The organism is Methanogenium cariaci JCM 10550 (genome assembly GCF_001315945.1).
In the GTDB taxonomy this organism is placed as follows: domain Archaea; phylum Halobacteriota; class Methanomicrobia; order Methanomicrobiales; family Methanomicrobiaceae; genus Methanogenium; species Methanogenium cariaci.
The window spans coordinates 317,361-332,456 of sequence record NZ_BBBG01000001.1; the positions used below are offsets into that span (position 1 = coordinate 317,361).

The following is a 15,096-nucleotide window of genomic DNA, read 5'->3' on the forward strand; positions in this document are numbered from 1 at the left end:
AAAAGAGAATGTGTTCGTCTGTCCGCTCTGCTTCTACATGATATAGAGGGCGATCACGTAGGCGAAGTAGGCCACCACGAGAAGTGAGGCCCAGGCCCGGATCACCCGGGGGGGTTTGCCCTTGACAATCGGGATGACCGCAAGGGAGAAGAGCAGCATGATGATGACGTCGGTGTATGCCGGGATGGGTATCGGGCGGATGAGGGCACCGGTACCGAGGACGAGGAGCAGGTTGAAGATGTTGCTGCCCATCAGGTTGCCTGCCGATATGCCGAGGTCGCCACGGAGAATGGCCACGAGGGAGGTGGCCAGTTCCGGGAGTGAGGTGCCGAACGCGACGATGGTCATACCGATGACAAACTCCGGTATGCCAAAGGCCTCGGCGATGGTAATTGCCCCGTCAAGCACCAGTTGGGATCCGATGATGACTGCCACCAGACCACCCGCGGTCATTACCCAGTCCATTTTGCCGTGCACCTCAATGCGTTCCACCGGTTCGGTGCCGAGTTTCTTCCAGGTGATAGAGAGGACAACGCAGAACGCAACGAGCATCAGCACGCCGGAAATCCGGGTCAGCTCACCGGTCAGTGCTAAGAGAGCAAAAAATACCGTGGCTGCGATCATGAGGATGGTCTCGTTTTCCACCCGGCCCTTGCCGGACGGCCCGGACATGAACATGGCAGGGCTGATGATGGCACAAAGGGCGAGTACCAGGGCGATATTGGCAATGTTACTGCCCAGTACGTTGCCGAGCGCCACCCCGGAGTTGCCGGAGATGATGGCATTGACACTCACTACAAACTCCGGCAGTGATGTGCCGAATGCAATGACGGTAAACCCGATGGTGGCTGAGGATACTCCGTAGCGTGCAGCGAGGCCTCCGCCTCCCTTCACAAAATAGTCGGCCCCCCCCTTGACAAGGAGTGCCATACCTAATACAAATAACACTACTGCTGCAACGATCATGGATATGCTCTGGTGAAACAGGATTTGCTCTCTGGCTTTAAGCCGGTTTGTGTCAGAAAGCCGTCTTCTCCAACCAATTTATTAGTGGGGGGGATATGCAATGGTAAGGTAGATGCGCAGCTACTGGTTCGGTGACATTGACGATGGGGTATGCACACCTGCACAGGGCGATGAGGACAGGATCCTGGAACGGTGTGATACGATACGGGGGAAAGGTGGATGCCGGATTTGTCCCGGTCTCTGTGGATGAGGCATGTGAATGCGGTTTTTTGGAGATCGTGAGGAGTATCTTGCAAAGCTGCGCAATGTCACGATACGGGATGCCCGGCGTAAGATTATCGCGGCGTTCAGTGAAGGCGACGCTGAACTGATCCAGATGGTGCGGATGCTTGATGAGATTGACGAGGTGGTCAATCTGCTGACTGAGAAGGCAGTGGAGTGGTATCTTGTCAGAAATCCCGGATTCTCCCGTAAGTACAAGTCGATGAGTGCGAAACGGATGGTCGGAGTGATGAAGAAGGAGAGGGGGCCTCTTGGGCGTATCTGTGCCGAGATCGATGCACTCTCGGATCAGCGTGCCACTTTGATGCGGGATGTTTCCAAGCGAACCGATGCGGTGATGCCCAACTGTAGTGCCCTTGTCGGGGGCCTGGTGGCGGCACGCCTGATGGAACGTGCGGGCGGACTCTCGGTTCTTGCCGGTCTGCCTGCGTCCACGATCCAGGTGTTGGGTGCGGAAGGGGCGCTCTTTTCCCATCTCCGGGCGGGGGAGTCCGCCCCCCCCAAACACGGTATCATTTTCCAGCACCGCCGGGTGCATAACGCCCCCCCCGGAATGTAAGGGGGAAGGTGTCGCGTGCGGTTGCGGGGGAAACTTGCGATTGCAGCGAAGATTGACTTTTATCGTGGTGAGCTGGACCCGGCATTTATCGAACGTGCCCAGGACAGGATTGATGTGTAGGTGAAAAGGAATGAAACTCATTCGCGGGACAATCGTGTCCGTCGGAGAAGGCGGTGTCTACGGCGAGCGGATGCTGAATGGATGTCGGGTCTGGGATCCGCACCGCAGCAAACTCCCTGCTGCCGTCATCAATGGTGCTCCGCTGGACCTGACGGCCGACATGCGGGTGCTCTACCTGGGTGCGGCGAACGGCACGACCGTCTCCCATGTGGCGGATTACGTTGAGACGGTCTATGCCGTTGAATTCGCTCCCCCCCGTCCGATGCAGGACCTGATTGAGGTGGCACGCCGCAGACATAACATTGTGCCCATTATGGGGGATGCAAACCGCCCAGAGGTTTATGGGTGCTTTGTGGAGGCGGTGGATATGATCTATCAGGATGTGGCACAGCCCAATCAGGCAGATATTCTCAGGAAGAATCTGCCCTTCCTCAAAAACGGTGGTATCGTGGTTCTGATGCTGAAGGCACGGAGCGTGGATGTCAGGAAGAAGTCAGAGGAAGTGGCAGAAGAGACTCGCACGGCACTTCAGGAGATGGGTCTGACCATTGTCTGGACCGGCACGCTGGACCCGTTCCACCGTGACCATACCTGTATGATCTGTACAAAAGGGGGGGAGTGACACTACACCGGGGGGGCGGGAAATGAGGCAGTATTATTTCAATCCGTTCTCTTTTTTGCTCATCGTTGTAGTGATCCTCCTGATCCTGCTCTTTCTTCCGCTGCTCTTTCTGGGAGTGATCGGAGGGGCGTTCCGGAGTTTGGGCTTCTCCGGCTGGGAGGTCATCTTGTTAATCATCGCGTCTGTTATCGGGAGTTTCATCAATATTCCGGTGACGCGTATCGCGGGAGGAAGTAATCGGGAATATCCGTTCCGGGACCGCTTTGGCAGGATAGCTGCGATGCATGACAGTCCGGACACCACTGTTGCCGTTAATGTGGGGGGTGTCCTCATCCCGCTTTTCGTCACACTATATCTGGTGTACTATATCCTCTCGTCACCCGAGGTCTTCCCGCAGCCGCTGGCAGTTCTTATGGGAGGGGGGTGCGGGAATTCTTTTGGTGGCAGGCATTACGCACGCTGCGGCAAAGGTAGTTCCGGGGCTGGGTATCACGACTCCCATCTTTATTCCGCCGCTCTGTGCCCTCGCGTGTGGGATTCTTTTCTCCTTTGGTGACCCGCTTGCGGCTCCGCCCATTGCGTTTGCAAGCGGCACGATGGGTACATTAATTGGAGCCGATCTCATGAACTGGCGTCATCTGGATAAGATTGGCGCACCCTTGGTGAGTATCGGCGGAGCGGGTACGTTTGACGGAATATTCCTCAGTGGTATTCTGGCGGCATTTCTGGCCTGAATGCCGGACCGGACGGATCAGATTCGTGCTGTCGGCGCTGTGATCCTGTTCCTGATTTGAAGACATCTGAATCTTTGGTTCTGTAAAAATGCTGCCGGAATAATTACTCCGGAGGATGATTTGGTGGCCATCAGGTTCTGATGATTACACTCCTTTAACCGGTTTGCACCCGCAAAATGAAAACACATGGACTTCTGGCAACGCCGTATCGGTGCATATTATTCTAAAGAAGTAGAGTATGGAGAGATGTGTACAGGTAGTAAGGGAAGTTTCCATGCATCCGGGAGAACACACAGCATGTCTGACTATTGTAGCCGGGTGGGTGTCTGTGTCTCTGTGAATCCGGAGCGTGTGTAAACGTAACGATGAATCCTGCATGCGCGCCGGAATTGTCTGATCAAGGTTGTACGCAGGATATTTTCCACTATAAACATGGAAATGATGCAAATAATACGTGCGTAAAGGTGCAAACCGGTTGGATGTATATCGTATGTGGGATTACTGCCTTTCCCCTGTTTTTGGAACCTGTTATCCGCCCTCTTTGACCTCCTGCATTAGGGAATCCGTGGGTAAAATGGACGTGTTTTCTGCTCGTTTTTACTGCCGGAAATTGACGGTTGTAATACCTTTTATTTGCTGAAATTGCGGTTGATTGTGAGCTATTAAGGGGGTCGCTATTGACAGATATATTTCGGAGGATGGATTGGTTGTCTCGACTGAGATCTGTCCTCTCCGGGCTTCTGTGGGGATGTATTTTTCCGGGACAATAATCTGTGGAATTTGCTGTTGGAGGATTTGGGGGGGATGGTTGATGTCCGGTTGTTGTCCTAATTGGTGAGCATCATGCGCCGCAGTTCCGGGAGTCAGGACAGGTTGCACACCCGGTACTCGTCACCTGGAATGTGCATGTGGGTCAACGGCTGAGAAACAAAAGATGGTGGCAATCGCTGTGCCCGTAAAGAAGGTGGGGCAGGATGAGCGGGAGGATATTTTGATTTGTACCGGGGGGGGACGTTTTCCCGTTGTGCAATTGGGAAGGCCAGATTACGATTCGTATTCTCCGAGGTTCCGACCCGCTCAACGACAAAATTTCATCATTGCGTAGAATTTGTTATTCTGTTGTAATCACTGAAACGAACTCAAAAAGAAGAATGATAGTCCGGAGCAGATTCGAACTGCTGTCGCAAGATCCAGAGTCTCACATGATTGACCGCTACACTACCGGACTGAGCAATGCCAAGGTATTGCGTTACTATGTTAGGGTCTGCACTTTATTAATCTGGCGATATTGTCCTGAGAATGTGCGGCAGTGATGCGGCAGGTTGCTCCTGCCGGGGGGGGCCTGCCGGGTAATTGGGCGCGTATTCCGGATAGGTTTCGACCATAATTCTCCCCCCCATACATATTCCAAACCGTTGATATTACAGGGGGCGGGTGCATTCTCTTCACAAGCCCATCGGTGGTGGGATTGGCCGAATATTTGAGTTTTGGCGGACAATTCCGCCGTTTTGTCCGTTTTTCAAAAATACTTCAACCACAAAGGATATATTAAGTGTTTGTCAAATATTGTGGTATATTCCGTCGTTCGGAGTATGGAGCAAAGTGAATCGTTTTTCGTCATATGACGAAATTCCATGCTGTTCCTCAACTTATCGTATGGAGGCTAGAATGAAAGCAAAAATTAGTATTACACTCCTCGCCCTTGTGGCAGTGGCTCTTCTCGCAGTTGCACCAGCAGCAGCAGAAGTAACCACCATATCACCGGGTGGAGTCGTATTTGTCGGTGAGCAAGGCCTCACCTTTGAATCAACACCTAGTGTTACTGTTCCGGTAGGCACCGTTCTTAACTGGTATGCATCCGGTGACGACCCACTTACGGCCGTTCCGGCAGCAACGTATACCTGTCAGGGTCCAACGAACGAAGTGATTTCACCATCAACTTTCCAGACCCGCACAGGTAACTGGTATCTTCCAGGAACAAAGACCTCGATTATCAACGTCATGATGCCCGCAATTGATGTTAAGGCATACAATTCCGGCACTGGCGAAGACATGACCAACGAGCGTGTTGTCAAAGATAACACCTACATTACGTTCCGCCTTGACAGCAACCTTTACGAAGGCCTCCTGTCCCGTCCGAACTATGTAGCTGGCGATGCAACCAACATTAAGGTAGTTGTTGTTGACGAAGAGGGCACTGTTTACACTGCACTCTACAACGACGAGGCAGCCCTTACCACAACCGGTCTGACAAATCTTGTTCCAGCCACATCACAGTTCTATCTGCCTGGTGTTGCACAGCCAACTTCTAAACTTAACTCCAACTGGGCACTTGACCGGGCGGACTACAAGGCTGGCGTCTACTCGTTCTATGCACAGGTCAACCTGAACAGTGCAAAGGACAACGTAGGAACCGTGACCGGCGTCACCAAGTCAAAAGTCTACACCGTTGAAGTCGGCAAAGATGATGTAAAAGTCGAGTCCAACAAGGACACTGTTGTCCGCAACAACGATTTCTCCATCACCATCACCGGACGGCCTGACGAGTACTACGTTCTCTGGGTAAAGGGAACCAGCAGTGTCACCGCACCCGACACCGCACCATTTGTCAAACCTAACCAGGACAAAGTCTTCGTTGCAGGTACCGCTGCAGGTGACAACGCAGCACTTTACCAGTTCCGTGCAGGACAGACCGTCGCTAACGATGTGTCTATCGCTGGCGGAGACTGCTTTGCAATGGTCAAACTCGCAAGCTCCGGTAGCCGCACCGTCGGTTTCGGCACTGACGAGACCACCAAAGACCAGACCTACACGATCAGAGCTGACTACTTCACCGGAAATGCACTTGCAGTTCCGCCCGTATCAGTTGTCGCAAACAACCCAACCTATGACACCGTCAAGGTAAAGATCGAAGCTGGTGACATTACCATCACCACAGCAGGCGACAGCCAGTACTTCATTGGTCAGGAAATTGTCATCTCAGGTACAAACACTGACAGTGACTACACCTGGCTCTACATCACCGGACCCAACCTGCCCAACAAGGGTGGCTCAATCGAGGACCCCCGTGATGGAGTTAACACTGCAATCATTGGCAGCGTAAACTACCCAGACGGTCTCCTTGACTCTGGTGCAGTATGGAGCGGCGAAAACGTTGAGACAGACGACACTTGGGAGTACAAGTGGGACACCGCAGGTGTAAACCTCGATGCAGGTTCATACACCATCTACGCAGTAACCACCGCAACCAACTATAATGACCTCGGCAGGGACGACGCAACCTACGGAACTGTATCCGTTGGTATCAAACAGCCGTTCGTGACCGCAACCACTTCCTCAGCAACCGTTGCACGGGGCGATGACATGTACATCACCGGTAACGCAGAGGGCGACCCCCCCACACAGGGTGTTGCAATCTGGATCCTCGGTAAGAACTACGTGTCATACACCACCGAGACCGTTGAGGACAACGGTGCATTTGAGTACAAGTTCTCCGGCACCTCAGACCTCGCACCTGGACAGTACTTTGTTGTTGTTCAGCACCCAATGACCAACGATCTCTTCGATCTTGCACCACAGGCAGGAAACCCTGCAGTCGGTCAGACCGCTGTTGTTCGTCCGGTTCTTGACAGACAGCTCGCTACCCCTGCTGGTCTCTTACCGCCTGTCTTCATCCTCGAAGGCACTGGCAGTCTCCAGGGATCCAATGCAGCAACCGCACTTGTTAACGCAATGAACAGTGCAGACATTGACGATACCTACTACAAGCTCACCTTCATGATCGAGGAGCCAAAGATCATCATCAGTCCAATCGGCGACAAGTATGTTGGCGAAACCTTCACCATCAGCGGTACCACCAACCTCGCAGTTGGCGACAGCCTGATTGTTGATGTTTCTTCGTCCTCATTCAGACCAGCAGAGAAGACTCAGGCTAGCGGCTTCTCCGGACAGTCCGGCAGCGTCCTTGTTACCGCAGGTGACAAAGATGGCGAGAATGTCTGGGAATTTGAAGTTGACGCATCTTCATTTGTTCCTGATGAGTACATCGTCAAGGTACAGGGTATTGTAGCAGATCAGACTGCAACCCAGACCTTCAACGTCCTGAAAGCAGATGAAACTCCAGTCGCAACCGCAACCCCCCCGGTCTCAACCCCCCCGGTTGCAACAGCTACTGCAGTGCCTACCGCAGAGCCAACCGCTGAGCCTACAGCAGCACCTGGATTTGGTGTTCTTGTATCCCTTATCGGTCTTGGTGCTGTAGCAGCACTCATTGCCCGCAAGGACTAAATTAACTAATCCAACTTTTTTTTAAAGCCGCCCCCCCGGGTGGCATTCCTGTTGTTTATTTCTGTGCGTATATCCCGCTGATGCAAGGTGTTTGTCATCGCCGCAATCAGGTAATCTTATCATCCTGTCTTTGCAATCCTCTCTTATATGGCCAGAGGATGCTCTCCTGCCAGGTGAACTGTATGCAGCTTTTAGTACAACGTGTCGATATTGCCGGCCGTGGTGCGTTTATCCATGAAGAGGATGCACGCCGCCTCGGCGTCTTTGACGGTGACCGTCTCCGTGTCATCCATCAGGAAACCGGAAAATCTGCTCCCATCGTCGTTGACATTACCACATCCCTCCTCACTCCCGGTACGATTTCCCTCTATAATGTCACGTGCTCTGACCTGGGTCTCAGCGAAGGAGACGCAGTCGAGGTACATACAGGGATTCCCCCTTCATCCATTCGTCTCATTCGCAAGAAGATGGACAAAGGGCGTCTCACCCCCCCTGAGGAGATGATGACCATCGTCCGTGATATGGTGAATGAAAACCTCTCTCTCAATGAGATCACCGCCTTTGTCACGGCAAGCTACATCAACGGCATGGACCTCGATGAGGTGGAGTCGCTTACCCGTGCGATGGTCGAGACCGGCGAACGCATCGAATTTGCCGGTCATCCGGTGGTCGACAAACACTCCATCGGGGGGGGTGCCGGGCAACAAGATCACGCTCCTTGTGGTGCCGATCATCGCTGCTGCCGGTCTCACCATTCCCAAGACCAGTTCTCGTGCTATCACCGGTGCGGGCGGCACGGCAGACTTAATGGAAGTCCTTGCACCGGTCGACTTCACCGCAGATGAGGTGCAGACGATGGCCGACCGGGTGGGGGGGGAGTGATTGTCTGGGGGGGCGGGTCGACGAATATCGCACCGGCCGATGACCTGATCATCCGGGTGGAGTATCCCTTCAAGATAGACGAACGCGGCCAGATGATCGCCAGTGTCATGGCAAAGAAATTTGCCGTCGGGGGGGCGGAGATGGTCGTGATAGACATACCGGTCGGCCCCCCCACCACCAAGGTCTCGACCATGCAGGATGCCCGTCGGCTGGCACAGGACTTCATCGAAATCGGCAGCCGCCTCGGCATGCAGGTGGAGTGTGCCGTCACCTATGGGGGGGACTCGCCTGTGGGGGGGCGTGCCATCGGGCCGAATCTCGAAGTGGCAGAGGCGCTCTCCGTTCTTGAAGGGGGGGCACAGACGCCCAACTCACTCATTGAAAAGAGTGTGGCAATCGCGGGTATTCTGCTGGAGATGGCAGGGAAAGCACAACGCGGTGAGGGAGAGGAGGTGGCACGTTCCCTGCTCTCCTCCGGTGCGGCACTGGAAAAGTTCCGTGAAATTATTCGAGTGCAGGGCGGTAAACCGGACGTTCGTTCATCCGACATTCTTCCCGGAGCACATCATGCGTCTATTCCGTCTCCGGTATCCGGGTATGTGGTCAGCCTCAATAATTCCGGTCTGATCACCGTTGCCCGCACTGCAGGTGCGCCGCATGATAAGGGTGCAGGTATCTACTGTAATGCGAAGATCGGGACTCAGGTGAGGAAAGGGGGGGAGACCATCTATACCATTTATGCGGGGGGGAGTGAGGAACATCTGAGCCGGGCCCTTGAGGAGGCACGCCGCCTGTTTCCGGTAGTAGTGGAGGGGGGGATGCTCCTTGACAGAATTCCCCGGGATTCCATTGATATCGACCGAATGGACTAAATGATAGTAATATGATATTTTCCCCCCCATGAACTGGTACCGTACCGTTTGTGTATTGCTTCTGCTGGGTGCGCTCTGTGGGTGTGGGCAGGCCGTCGTTCTGACAGTCATTGCAGTAGATGATACCACCAGCAGTCCGATTTCAGGTGCCAAGATATACATAGACGGAGTCTATGAGGGGGGGGAGACGAATTCGGCAGGTCAGTATTTCTATGAACACGGTCTGGACACATCATTCCGGCTGGGACTGGAGAAGACCGGCTACGCTCCGTGGCAGTCACTGCTCTCGGAAACTCAGACGAATATCCGGGCGGAGATGTCCCGGCAGGAAACTGCCCTGCTGGTCACCGTCTATGATGCAGACACCTTGGAACCGGTCGCCGATGCGCTGGTGAAAGTGACCGGGGGGGGACGTATGCCAACAGTGTCACTACCGGGAATGACGGGGGGGTTGCGAAGTTTAACGTAAAGGCGGGGGGGGATGTCTTTAACGTAGAGATTCGTGCATCCAATTATGATCCTCTCTACAAGACGGTCGAGGTGGAGAATACTGTTAAAGCGGTTGATTACCGTCTGATCCGGAATGATGTTTTCATCGTGGAAGTGGAAGACAAGGATACTCGGTCTGCCATTTCCGGTGCGGACGTCTATATTGATGGTATCTTCTTTGGTGAAACCAATGCGGAGGGGGGGAAGGTCACCTCGTTTGTTGAACGGGAACGGTCTCACACCATCCGCATCACCACCGATGAATATCTTGCGTATTCGGATGACGTTTATATTGCCAGTGATGTGCTGGTATACAGTGCCGAGCTTTCAAAGACCCTCTATCCCGTGACTATCTCGGTGTATGGTCTGGATAAGATACCGGTCGGGGGGGAGCAACAACTCTCATTGATGGTAAGAATACCGGTACAACCAATGACTATGGGAGGACCGGTATTGTATACCTGGATGCCGGTCAGCATGAGGTGCAGGTGGCAAAGGAAGGGTTTACCACGGTCACAAAATCGGTGATGGCCGATGACTCCCTGCAGGATATCCTCATTGAACTGGATAGTGCGGATACTGCTGTTACGGTCACGGTGCACGACAACGATTTCAAACCGGTTCCCGGTGTCCGTGTCTCTGTCAATGATATATACTATGGTATAACAAAAGAGGATGGCACCTTTGCAACACCTTTGAAGAGCAATGTGGTGTACATTATTTCCACCCAGAAGGAGGGGGGGTATGCACCTGCTGAGGTAACTCGCGAAATCCCTCTGGGTGCCACGGAAATAACCGTTGATATTGAGATGAATACGGAATTCAATCCCATATTTTTTGTCGTTATTGTCGCAATAATTCTTGTTGTGGCAGTGATATACCTGAAGCGGGGGGGAGATGTATCTCTGAAACGACGGGGGGGGAAACGCCCCCCCCGAAAACCCGACATCTCTAACCCCGATATATCAATTTTTTCGTCCTGTGCCTTTTCACCTATATTTAAATATGTCGTATTGGCATACCCCTACTGCAGTATGCGGCGGGTGCTTGGTACGCCCGGCGTATTTTGTGAAAAAGAATCTTTTTGGGGGGGGTAAATAGATGAGGAATTCATTACGGATTCTGCTGATGCTGGGAGTTGTGGTGGGTGTGCTCCCGTTTGTGGTATCGGCAGATCCGATTACGGACACGGATGTCTCCATCGATTTCATCATCGATGACGGAGATCCCACGGATTTGCATGATGATTATGGCTGGCTTGTTGCGGGCAGCGGTGTATCTTCGACGATCCGGGTGAACTATACTGGCAGCGGGTCGCCGGTGATCCATTTTGTGCAGGTCACCTCGGTTGAGAAGGCCATCTATGGCGATGTTGTCGGGGGGGGTATGCAACCGGTCTGCCCTGTGATGCACGATTCTCTGCATCAGAGAATGTGGCAGGAAATGCACCGATACGAGTGCAGGTCAATTACACCGTCAATGATGTCGGGTATGACTATTACCGGACGGTGTACCAGCCGATTGATCATAACACGCCGATGAACATCCGGAACATCGCATTTGACGGTGAAGTCACCCTTCACGAAACAATGGATATTTCTATGACGATGGAGGATGCATACGGCAATCTGGTTACCAGCCTTTATGAGGATGGAATCGGCGGCACGCCGGAGGGAGTGCTATTCGAGACCACCGCGTATGCGGGTTCCGGGTTCTATGACGGCATGGGATATGACGCTGAGTCGGTGCGCGTGTCTGTCGGGGGGGCTGAGGGTTTGGTTGCTGCGACCTTTCGGGCAGGCACGGAATCCGGGCCGAAGTACCTGATCCATGTCGTGCCGGATATGGCCCTGAATGACAAATGGCTGACCGTAACTGCCCTTGCGGACGGCAGCCCGTATACGATCGCCGTCTCTGTTGTTCCGAATGTGGGTGACCCGCCGTATCTTCCGGCAGATGGAGAATCCCGATTTTACCTGACATACAACCTGTTTGACCAGTATGGCAATCCGTCCGGAAACCATACGGTCACCTTCAGCGATGATGTCATCGGCGATGTGTTCACCCGGCGGACAAACAGTGAGGGCCAGATCATGTTTACTTTCGGTCCCTTTGACCGGGTGGGCACGTTCACCATCCATGCGGAGGCAATAGCGAATGCCTCTGTTGCTGTTGACCAGCAGGTTCGGTTCACCAACACCTCCCCGACAGAGATGCTTCTGACGGCGAACCCGCAGTCAATGCCGTCTGCTGATGTGGCAGCCGGGTTTCATGCCGATCTCCTTGCGAAGGTGACCGATGAGAGCGGAAACGGGGTCGCAGGGGAAGAGGTCAGTTTCTTTATTCTGTCACCGGTATCCGGGTATTCCGCAGCACAGGTGGCAGTTCCTTCCCTTGCTGCATCCTCAACGGCACTGACCAATCTGGACGGCGTTGCCACGATGTCGTTTACGCCCGGAACCTTTGAAATCGATATGAACGATGAGAATTATAGTGCGACCGCATCGGATTCCTGTACGGTGGTGGCGATGTGGGGGGGTGCAAAGACGAGATCCATTGACCTCGACTGGAAGAACTATCCCTATCTCCGGGTGGAGACCGAGGTCGACCCGGCAACCGTCGAGGTGGGGGGGGAACCGGTGGATGTGACTATCCGGCTGATAGGGGGGGATGGCTGGGCGCTCTATCCCGACCCGATTGACGTGATGCTCTCGGTGGACCGGTCCGGCAGTATGCTCAAAGATAATCCTGACCGGATGGTCTCTTTGATGGGTGCCCTTGAGGTCTTCAATGGAGAGATGGTCGAAAACCGGGACGCGGTCGGGATGGCGTCCTTTGGAAGAAAGGGCACGGCAAATATCTTTGCCTACTCCTATGATTACTGGGCGGGACGTGACTCCACTTCATATGACGATAATTCCTATATCAATGCTCATTATACCGGCAACGGAAAGTATTATGCAGACTATGCCACACTGGACCTTCCGCTCTCAACGAACCGGGATGCGGTGGAAAGCACCATTGACAGTCTGGTCCCGATGTCAGGCACGCCGATGCGTGGCGGGCTTTATCTTGCGATAAAACAGATCATCGAAAACGGCCGCGATGATGCGGTGCAGGCGGTGATCCTGCTCTCGGACGGTGACTACAACTATTATGGCGATCCGCTTGCCCGTGGTAGGGGGGGCTACTCCTACTATGATCCCGATGACTTTGGTACCGGTACCTACAACTATTACCGTTTCAGTGACCTTTCCGAACAGAATCTGGGCGTCTACGCCGCGAATAATAATGTCACCATCTACTCTATCGCGTTTGGGGGGGACGGTCTTTCATCTGGTGGGGGGGTGACAACCCTCCGGACCCTCGCGGAAACGACCGGTGGAACCTATTATTATGCACCCACGGGCGACGATCTTGCAGACATCTATACGGAAATCGCTGGTGACCTGAAGACCGAGGCCGGTGTCAACACGGAGATGGATGTGATGTTCAGCAATCTTGAACTGAACAATGTCACCCAGGTAAACGATCCCAATGACCCGATCCTGGAATATGAATATGTGGGCGGAATATCGACGCTTGTGAAGAGCTGGAATTCCACGGGCACTCCTCCCGGCTCTGAAGCGTCGCCCAATGTCATGGGCCCCCCCTGACGCTGGACCAGACAGACGACTGGGACGCGGGCCAGAGTCTCAGCTTTGATTCCACCGAGATCGGCACCATTCATCTGGGACAGACCTGGCAGGCGACATTCAGACTGGATGTGCTCAAGCCGGGCAATATCAATATCTTCGGGGGGGCAGGTTCGGCCATCTCCTTCAATGATGGGGGGGAAGATTCCCTGGCCCTGCCAAAGACCTACATCACGGCAGTGGATAACCTGACTGCAACAGGTATCAACTTCAGCGGTCTGCAGGTCTCTGATCTGGTATGTGTTGAGGCAGAGAATGGTGATGTGATCGAAAACGAGCTGACTCTGGGCTGGAACCTGGACTATTCCGGTGCCTTCACGGCTACCCAGTACCTGTACTACCAGAGAGAGGGTGAGGGCATATGGGTTACCTTCGGCGAAATACCGGTGGCAGGACCGGTGACCGGGCTTGCGCAGACCCGCCAGCTCTATGTTGCCGATTTCCCGCCGGGAGAGTATAAACTCCGGGTGCGTGCCATGGCAGAGGATGCGCCGGACTCGGTCATTGAGACGCCGTATGCAATCGTGATCGGCCAGGGTGGACAGAACTTTATCCGCCTGGAATAATCTTTTTTAAAACTGTTCTAAAAGTGCATGGATCCAGCGGGAATCGAACCCGCGTCCTTGGGTTCGAAGCCCAAGAGGATATCCTCTACCCTATGGATCCACCCATCTTATTCGTAGTAGGGGATGATAACCATTCTGGATTGGACCTTCTCTTTTTGCCTGGGTGGTAGCAGTTTTCCCTTTACCAGCGCAACTATTATACGATGATTCTCTCTGAGTCAGATATTCGTGAACGGGTTGCGTCAGGCAATCTGGTGTTAACGCCCTACAGTGAAGCATCGCAACAGCCGGCGTCCTACGACCTCCGTTCGGCAGAAGATTATCTCCTTTCAAAAGGGCAATGCACACTGGTCGCTTCCCTTGAACGAGTCGAACTCCCCGTTGATGTGGCGGCAACCCTCATGTGCCGTTCGTCATTTGGCAGGCGCGGTGTGCTCATCGGTGGTGGGTTCGTGGATCCCGGTTTCCGGGGACAGCTGACACTCTGTCTGGTGAATACCGGTCCGGAGGATATCCGTCTCTCCGCGGGCGAACGGGTGGTGCAGATCATCATGCACGAGGTAAAAAAAGGAACGCGTGAGTATGAAGGACGCTACCAGGACAGCAATGGTGCTGTTTCATGCCGGTAATCAATTGATCCAGAAGAGGTCGTCTGCCTTCTCGTTCTCTTCCGGCACTTCATCCTTTTCGTAGCCGCTGCTGATTGTTCCTTTTTTGTAGGGTGACTCTTTCTCCGGCTCTTTTACCGCTTCCTGTGTCTTGCTCAGCCGTTGCTCTGCACGGCGGCTGAGGAGATCATCTCTGGGTGCCGGTATCCGTGCAGACATCCGTACATCCCCCCCGTTGAGCGCCTCCTTTGTTTTGGGAGGGCCGCGTGACAGGCGCACCGAATCGCCGGTGAGTGTGCTGTCATTGGGGCGTATTTTAGATGACTTTGCAGAGATGGTATTCCCCATCAATGACGTGTCGTTTGCCTTTGATTGAGGCTGGACAGAGAACGAACTGCCCATGTAGGCGGAATC

14 protein-coding genes, 2 tRNA genes and 1 pseudogene are annotated in these 15,096 nt (G+C 53.7%); 13 read left to right on the forward strand and 4 right to left on the reverse strand.

Annotated elements, in window-relative coordinates:
* Positions 1–33: 33 nt before the first annotated feature.
* Positions 34–966 (reverse strand): calcium/sodium antiporter, encoded by a 933-nt coding sequence (locus tag JCM10550_RS01940; protein WP_062396541.1) that lies wholly within the window; start codon positions 964–966, stop codon positions 34–36.
* A 259-nt stretch (positions 967–1,225) separates the two neighbouring features.
* Here JCM10550_RS01940 and JCM10550_RS01945 point away from each other — a divergent pair, with 259 nt between their 5' ends.
* The 4 genes from JCM10550_RS01945 (at position 1,226) to JCM10550_RS24200 (ending at position 3,283) form a co-directional block, all read left to right on the forward strand.
* Positions 1,226–1,807 (forward strand): hypothetical protein, encoded by a 582-nt coding sequence (locus tag JCM10550_RS01945; RefSeq protein ID WP_245618605.1) that lies wholly within the window; start codon positions 1,226–1,228, stop codon positions 1,805–1,807.
* 130 nt (positions 1,808–1,937) lie between these two features.
* The gene (locus JCM10550_RS01950; protein WP_062396542.1) at positions 1,938–2,549 is read left to right on the forward strand and encodes a fibrillarin-like rRNA/tRNA 2'-O-methyltransferase; all 612 of its coding nucleotides are present in this window, start codon (positions 1,938–1,940) and stop codon (positions 2,547–2,549) included.
* 22 nt (positions 2,550–2,571) lie between these two features.
* A complete protein-coding gene (locus JCM10550_RS16660) occupies positions 2,572–3,105 on the forward strand; it encodes a DUF1614 domain-containing protein (protein WP_281175218.1) in 534 nt (177 codons plus the stop codon).
* Entirely contained in the window at positions 2,990–3,283 is a 294-nt protein-coding gene (locus JCM10550_RS24200; RefSeq protein ID WP_062396544.1) for a DUF1614 domain-containing protein, read from the forward strand. Before JCM10550_RS16660 ends, JCM10550_RS24200 begins: the two co-directional genes overlap by 116 nt.
* A 1,155-nt stretch (positions 3,284–4,438) precedes the next feature.
* On the opposite strand, the gene JCM10550_RS01965 is transcribed toward JCM10550_RS24200, so the two are convergent.
* Positions 4,439–4,511 (reverse strand) — tRNA-Gln (locus JCM10550_RS01965).
* 440 nt (positions 4,512–4,951) lie between these two features.
* Between JCM10550_RS01965 and JCM10550_RS01970 the strand changes: the two genes are divergently transcribed.
* From JCM10550_RS01970 to JCM10550_RS02005, 8 genes and pseudogenes are all read left to right on the forward strand, one after another.
* Positions 4,952–7,570, forward strand: coding sequence for an MEMAR_RS02690 family S-layer glycoprotein (locus JCM10550_RS01970; protein WP_062396549.1), 2,619 nt, complete (start codon positions 4,952–4,954; stop codon positions 7,568–7,570).
* 182 nt (positions 7,571–7,752) lie between these two features.
* Positions 7,753–9,324 (forward strand): annotated as a pseudogene (locus JCM10550_RS01975) (AMP phosphorylase).
* 28 nt (positions 9,325–9,352) lie between these two features.
* Positions 9,353–9,793, forward strand: coding sequence for a hypothetical protein (locus tag JCM10550_RS01980; protein ID WP_157199837.1), 441 nt, complete (start codon positions 9,353–9,355; stop codon positions 9,791–9,793).
* A 71-nt stretch (positions 9,794–9,864) separates the two neighbouring features.
* Positions 9,865–10,341 (forward strand): hypothetical protein, encoded by a 477-nt coding sequence (locus JCM10550_RS21455; RefSeq protein WP_062396553.1) that lies wholly within the window; start codon positions 9,865–9,867, stop codon positions 10,339–10,341.
* Positions 10,302–10,910, forward strand: a complete 609-nt coding sequence (locus JCM10550_RS01990; RefSeq protein WP_245618606.1) for a hypothetical protein — start codon at positions 10,302–10,304, stop codon at positions 10,908–10,910. Before JCM10550_RS21455 ends, JCM10550_RS01990 begins: the two co-directional genes overlap by 40 nt.
* A gap of 4 nt (positions 10,911–10,914) precedes the next feature.
* Positions 10,915–11,355: a hypothetical protein gene (locus JCM10550_RS01995; protein WP_157199838.1), complete on the forward strand. Its 441-nt coding sequence runs from the start codon at positions 10,915–10,917 to the stop codon at positions 11,353–11,355.
* On the forward strand, positions 11,271–13,469 hold the full coding sequence (locus JCM10550_RS02000; RefSeq protein WP_157199839.1) for a VWA domain-containing protein: 2,199 nt from the start codon (positions 11,271–11,273) through the stop codon (positions 13,467–13,469). Before JCM10550_RS01995 ends, JCM10550_RS02000 begins: the two co-directional genes overlap by 85 nt.
* A 110-nt stretch (positions 13,470–13,579) precedes the next feature.
* Positions 13,580–14,074, forward strand: coding sequence for a hypothetical protein (locus tag JCM10550_RS02005; protein WP_062396559.1), 495 nt, complete (start codon positions 13,580–13,582; stop codon positions 14,072–14,074).
* Between the two features lie 28 nt (positions 14,075–14,102).
* Here JCM10550_RS02005 and JCM10550_RS02010 read toward each other — a convergent pair.
* Positions 14,103–14,174: transfer RNA gene (locus tag JCM10550_RS02010), tRNA-Arg, on the reverse strand.
* Between the two features lie 103 nt (positions 14,175–14,277).
* Between JCM10550_RS02010 and JCM10550_RS02015 the strand changes: the two genes are divergently transcribed.
* On the forward strand, positions 14,278–14,703 hold the full coding sequence (locus tag JCM10550_RS02015; protein WP_062396561.1) for a deoxycytidine triphosphate deaminase: 426 nt from the start codon (positions 14,278–14,280) through the stop codon (positions 14,701–14,703).
* Here the strand turns inward: JCM10550_RS02015 and JCM10550_RS02020 are convergent, their stop codons facing one another.
* A complete protein-coding gene (locus JCM10550_RS02020) occupies positions 14,704–15,084 on the reverse strand; it encodes a hypothetical protein (RefSeq protein WP_157199840.1) in 381 nt (126 codons plus the stop codon).
* Positions 15,085–15,096 lie beyond the last annotated feature (12 nt).

What these genes read in the sequence shown, in the direction of transcription:
- JCM10550_RS01945 (WP_245618605.1), top strand. Translation starts at nt 1,226, where the DNA reads ATGCGGTTTTTTGGAGATCGTGAGGAGTATCTTGCAAAGCTGCGCAAT.
- JCM10550_RS01950 (WP_062396542.1), top strand. Translation starts at nt 1,938, where the DNA reads ATGAAACTCATTCGCGGGACAATCGTGTCCGTCGGAGAAGGCGGTGTC.
- JCM10550_RS01940 (WP_062396541.1), bottom strand. Translation starts at nt 966, where the DNA reads ATGATCGTTGCAGCAGTAGTGTTATTTGTATTAGGTATGGCACTCCTT.
- JCM10550_RS02020 (WP_157199840.1), bottom strand. Translation starts at nt 15,084, where the DNA reads ATGGGCAGTTCGTTCTCTGTCCAGCCTCAATCAAAGGCAAACGACACG.
- JCM10550_RS02015 (WP_062396561.1), top strand. Translation starts at nt 14,278, where the DNA reads ATGATTCTCTCTGAGTCAGATATTCGTGAACGGGTTGCGTCAGGCAAT.
- JCM10550_RS01995 (WP_157199838.1), top strand. Translation starts at nt 10,915, where the DNA reads ATGAGGAATTCATTACGGATTCTGCTGATGCTGGGAGTTGTGGTGGGT.
- JCM10550_RS01970 (WP_062396549.1), top strand. Translation starts at nt 4,952, where the DNA reads ATGAAAGCAAAAATTAGTATTACACTCCTCGCCCTTGTGGCAGTGGCT.
- JCM10550_RS16660 (WP_281175218.1), top strand. Translation starts at nt 2,572, where the DNA reads ATGAGGCAGTATTATTTCAATCCGTTCTCTTTTTTGCTCATCGTTGTA.
- JCM10550_RS01980 (WP_157199837.1), top strand. Translation starts at nt 9,353, where the DNA reads ATGAACTGGTACCGTACCGTTTGTGTATTGCTTCTGCTGGGTGCGCTC.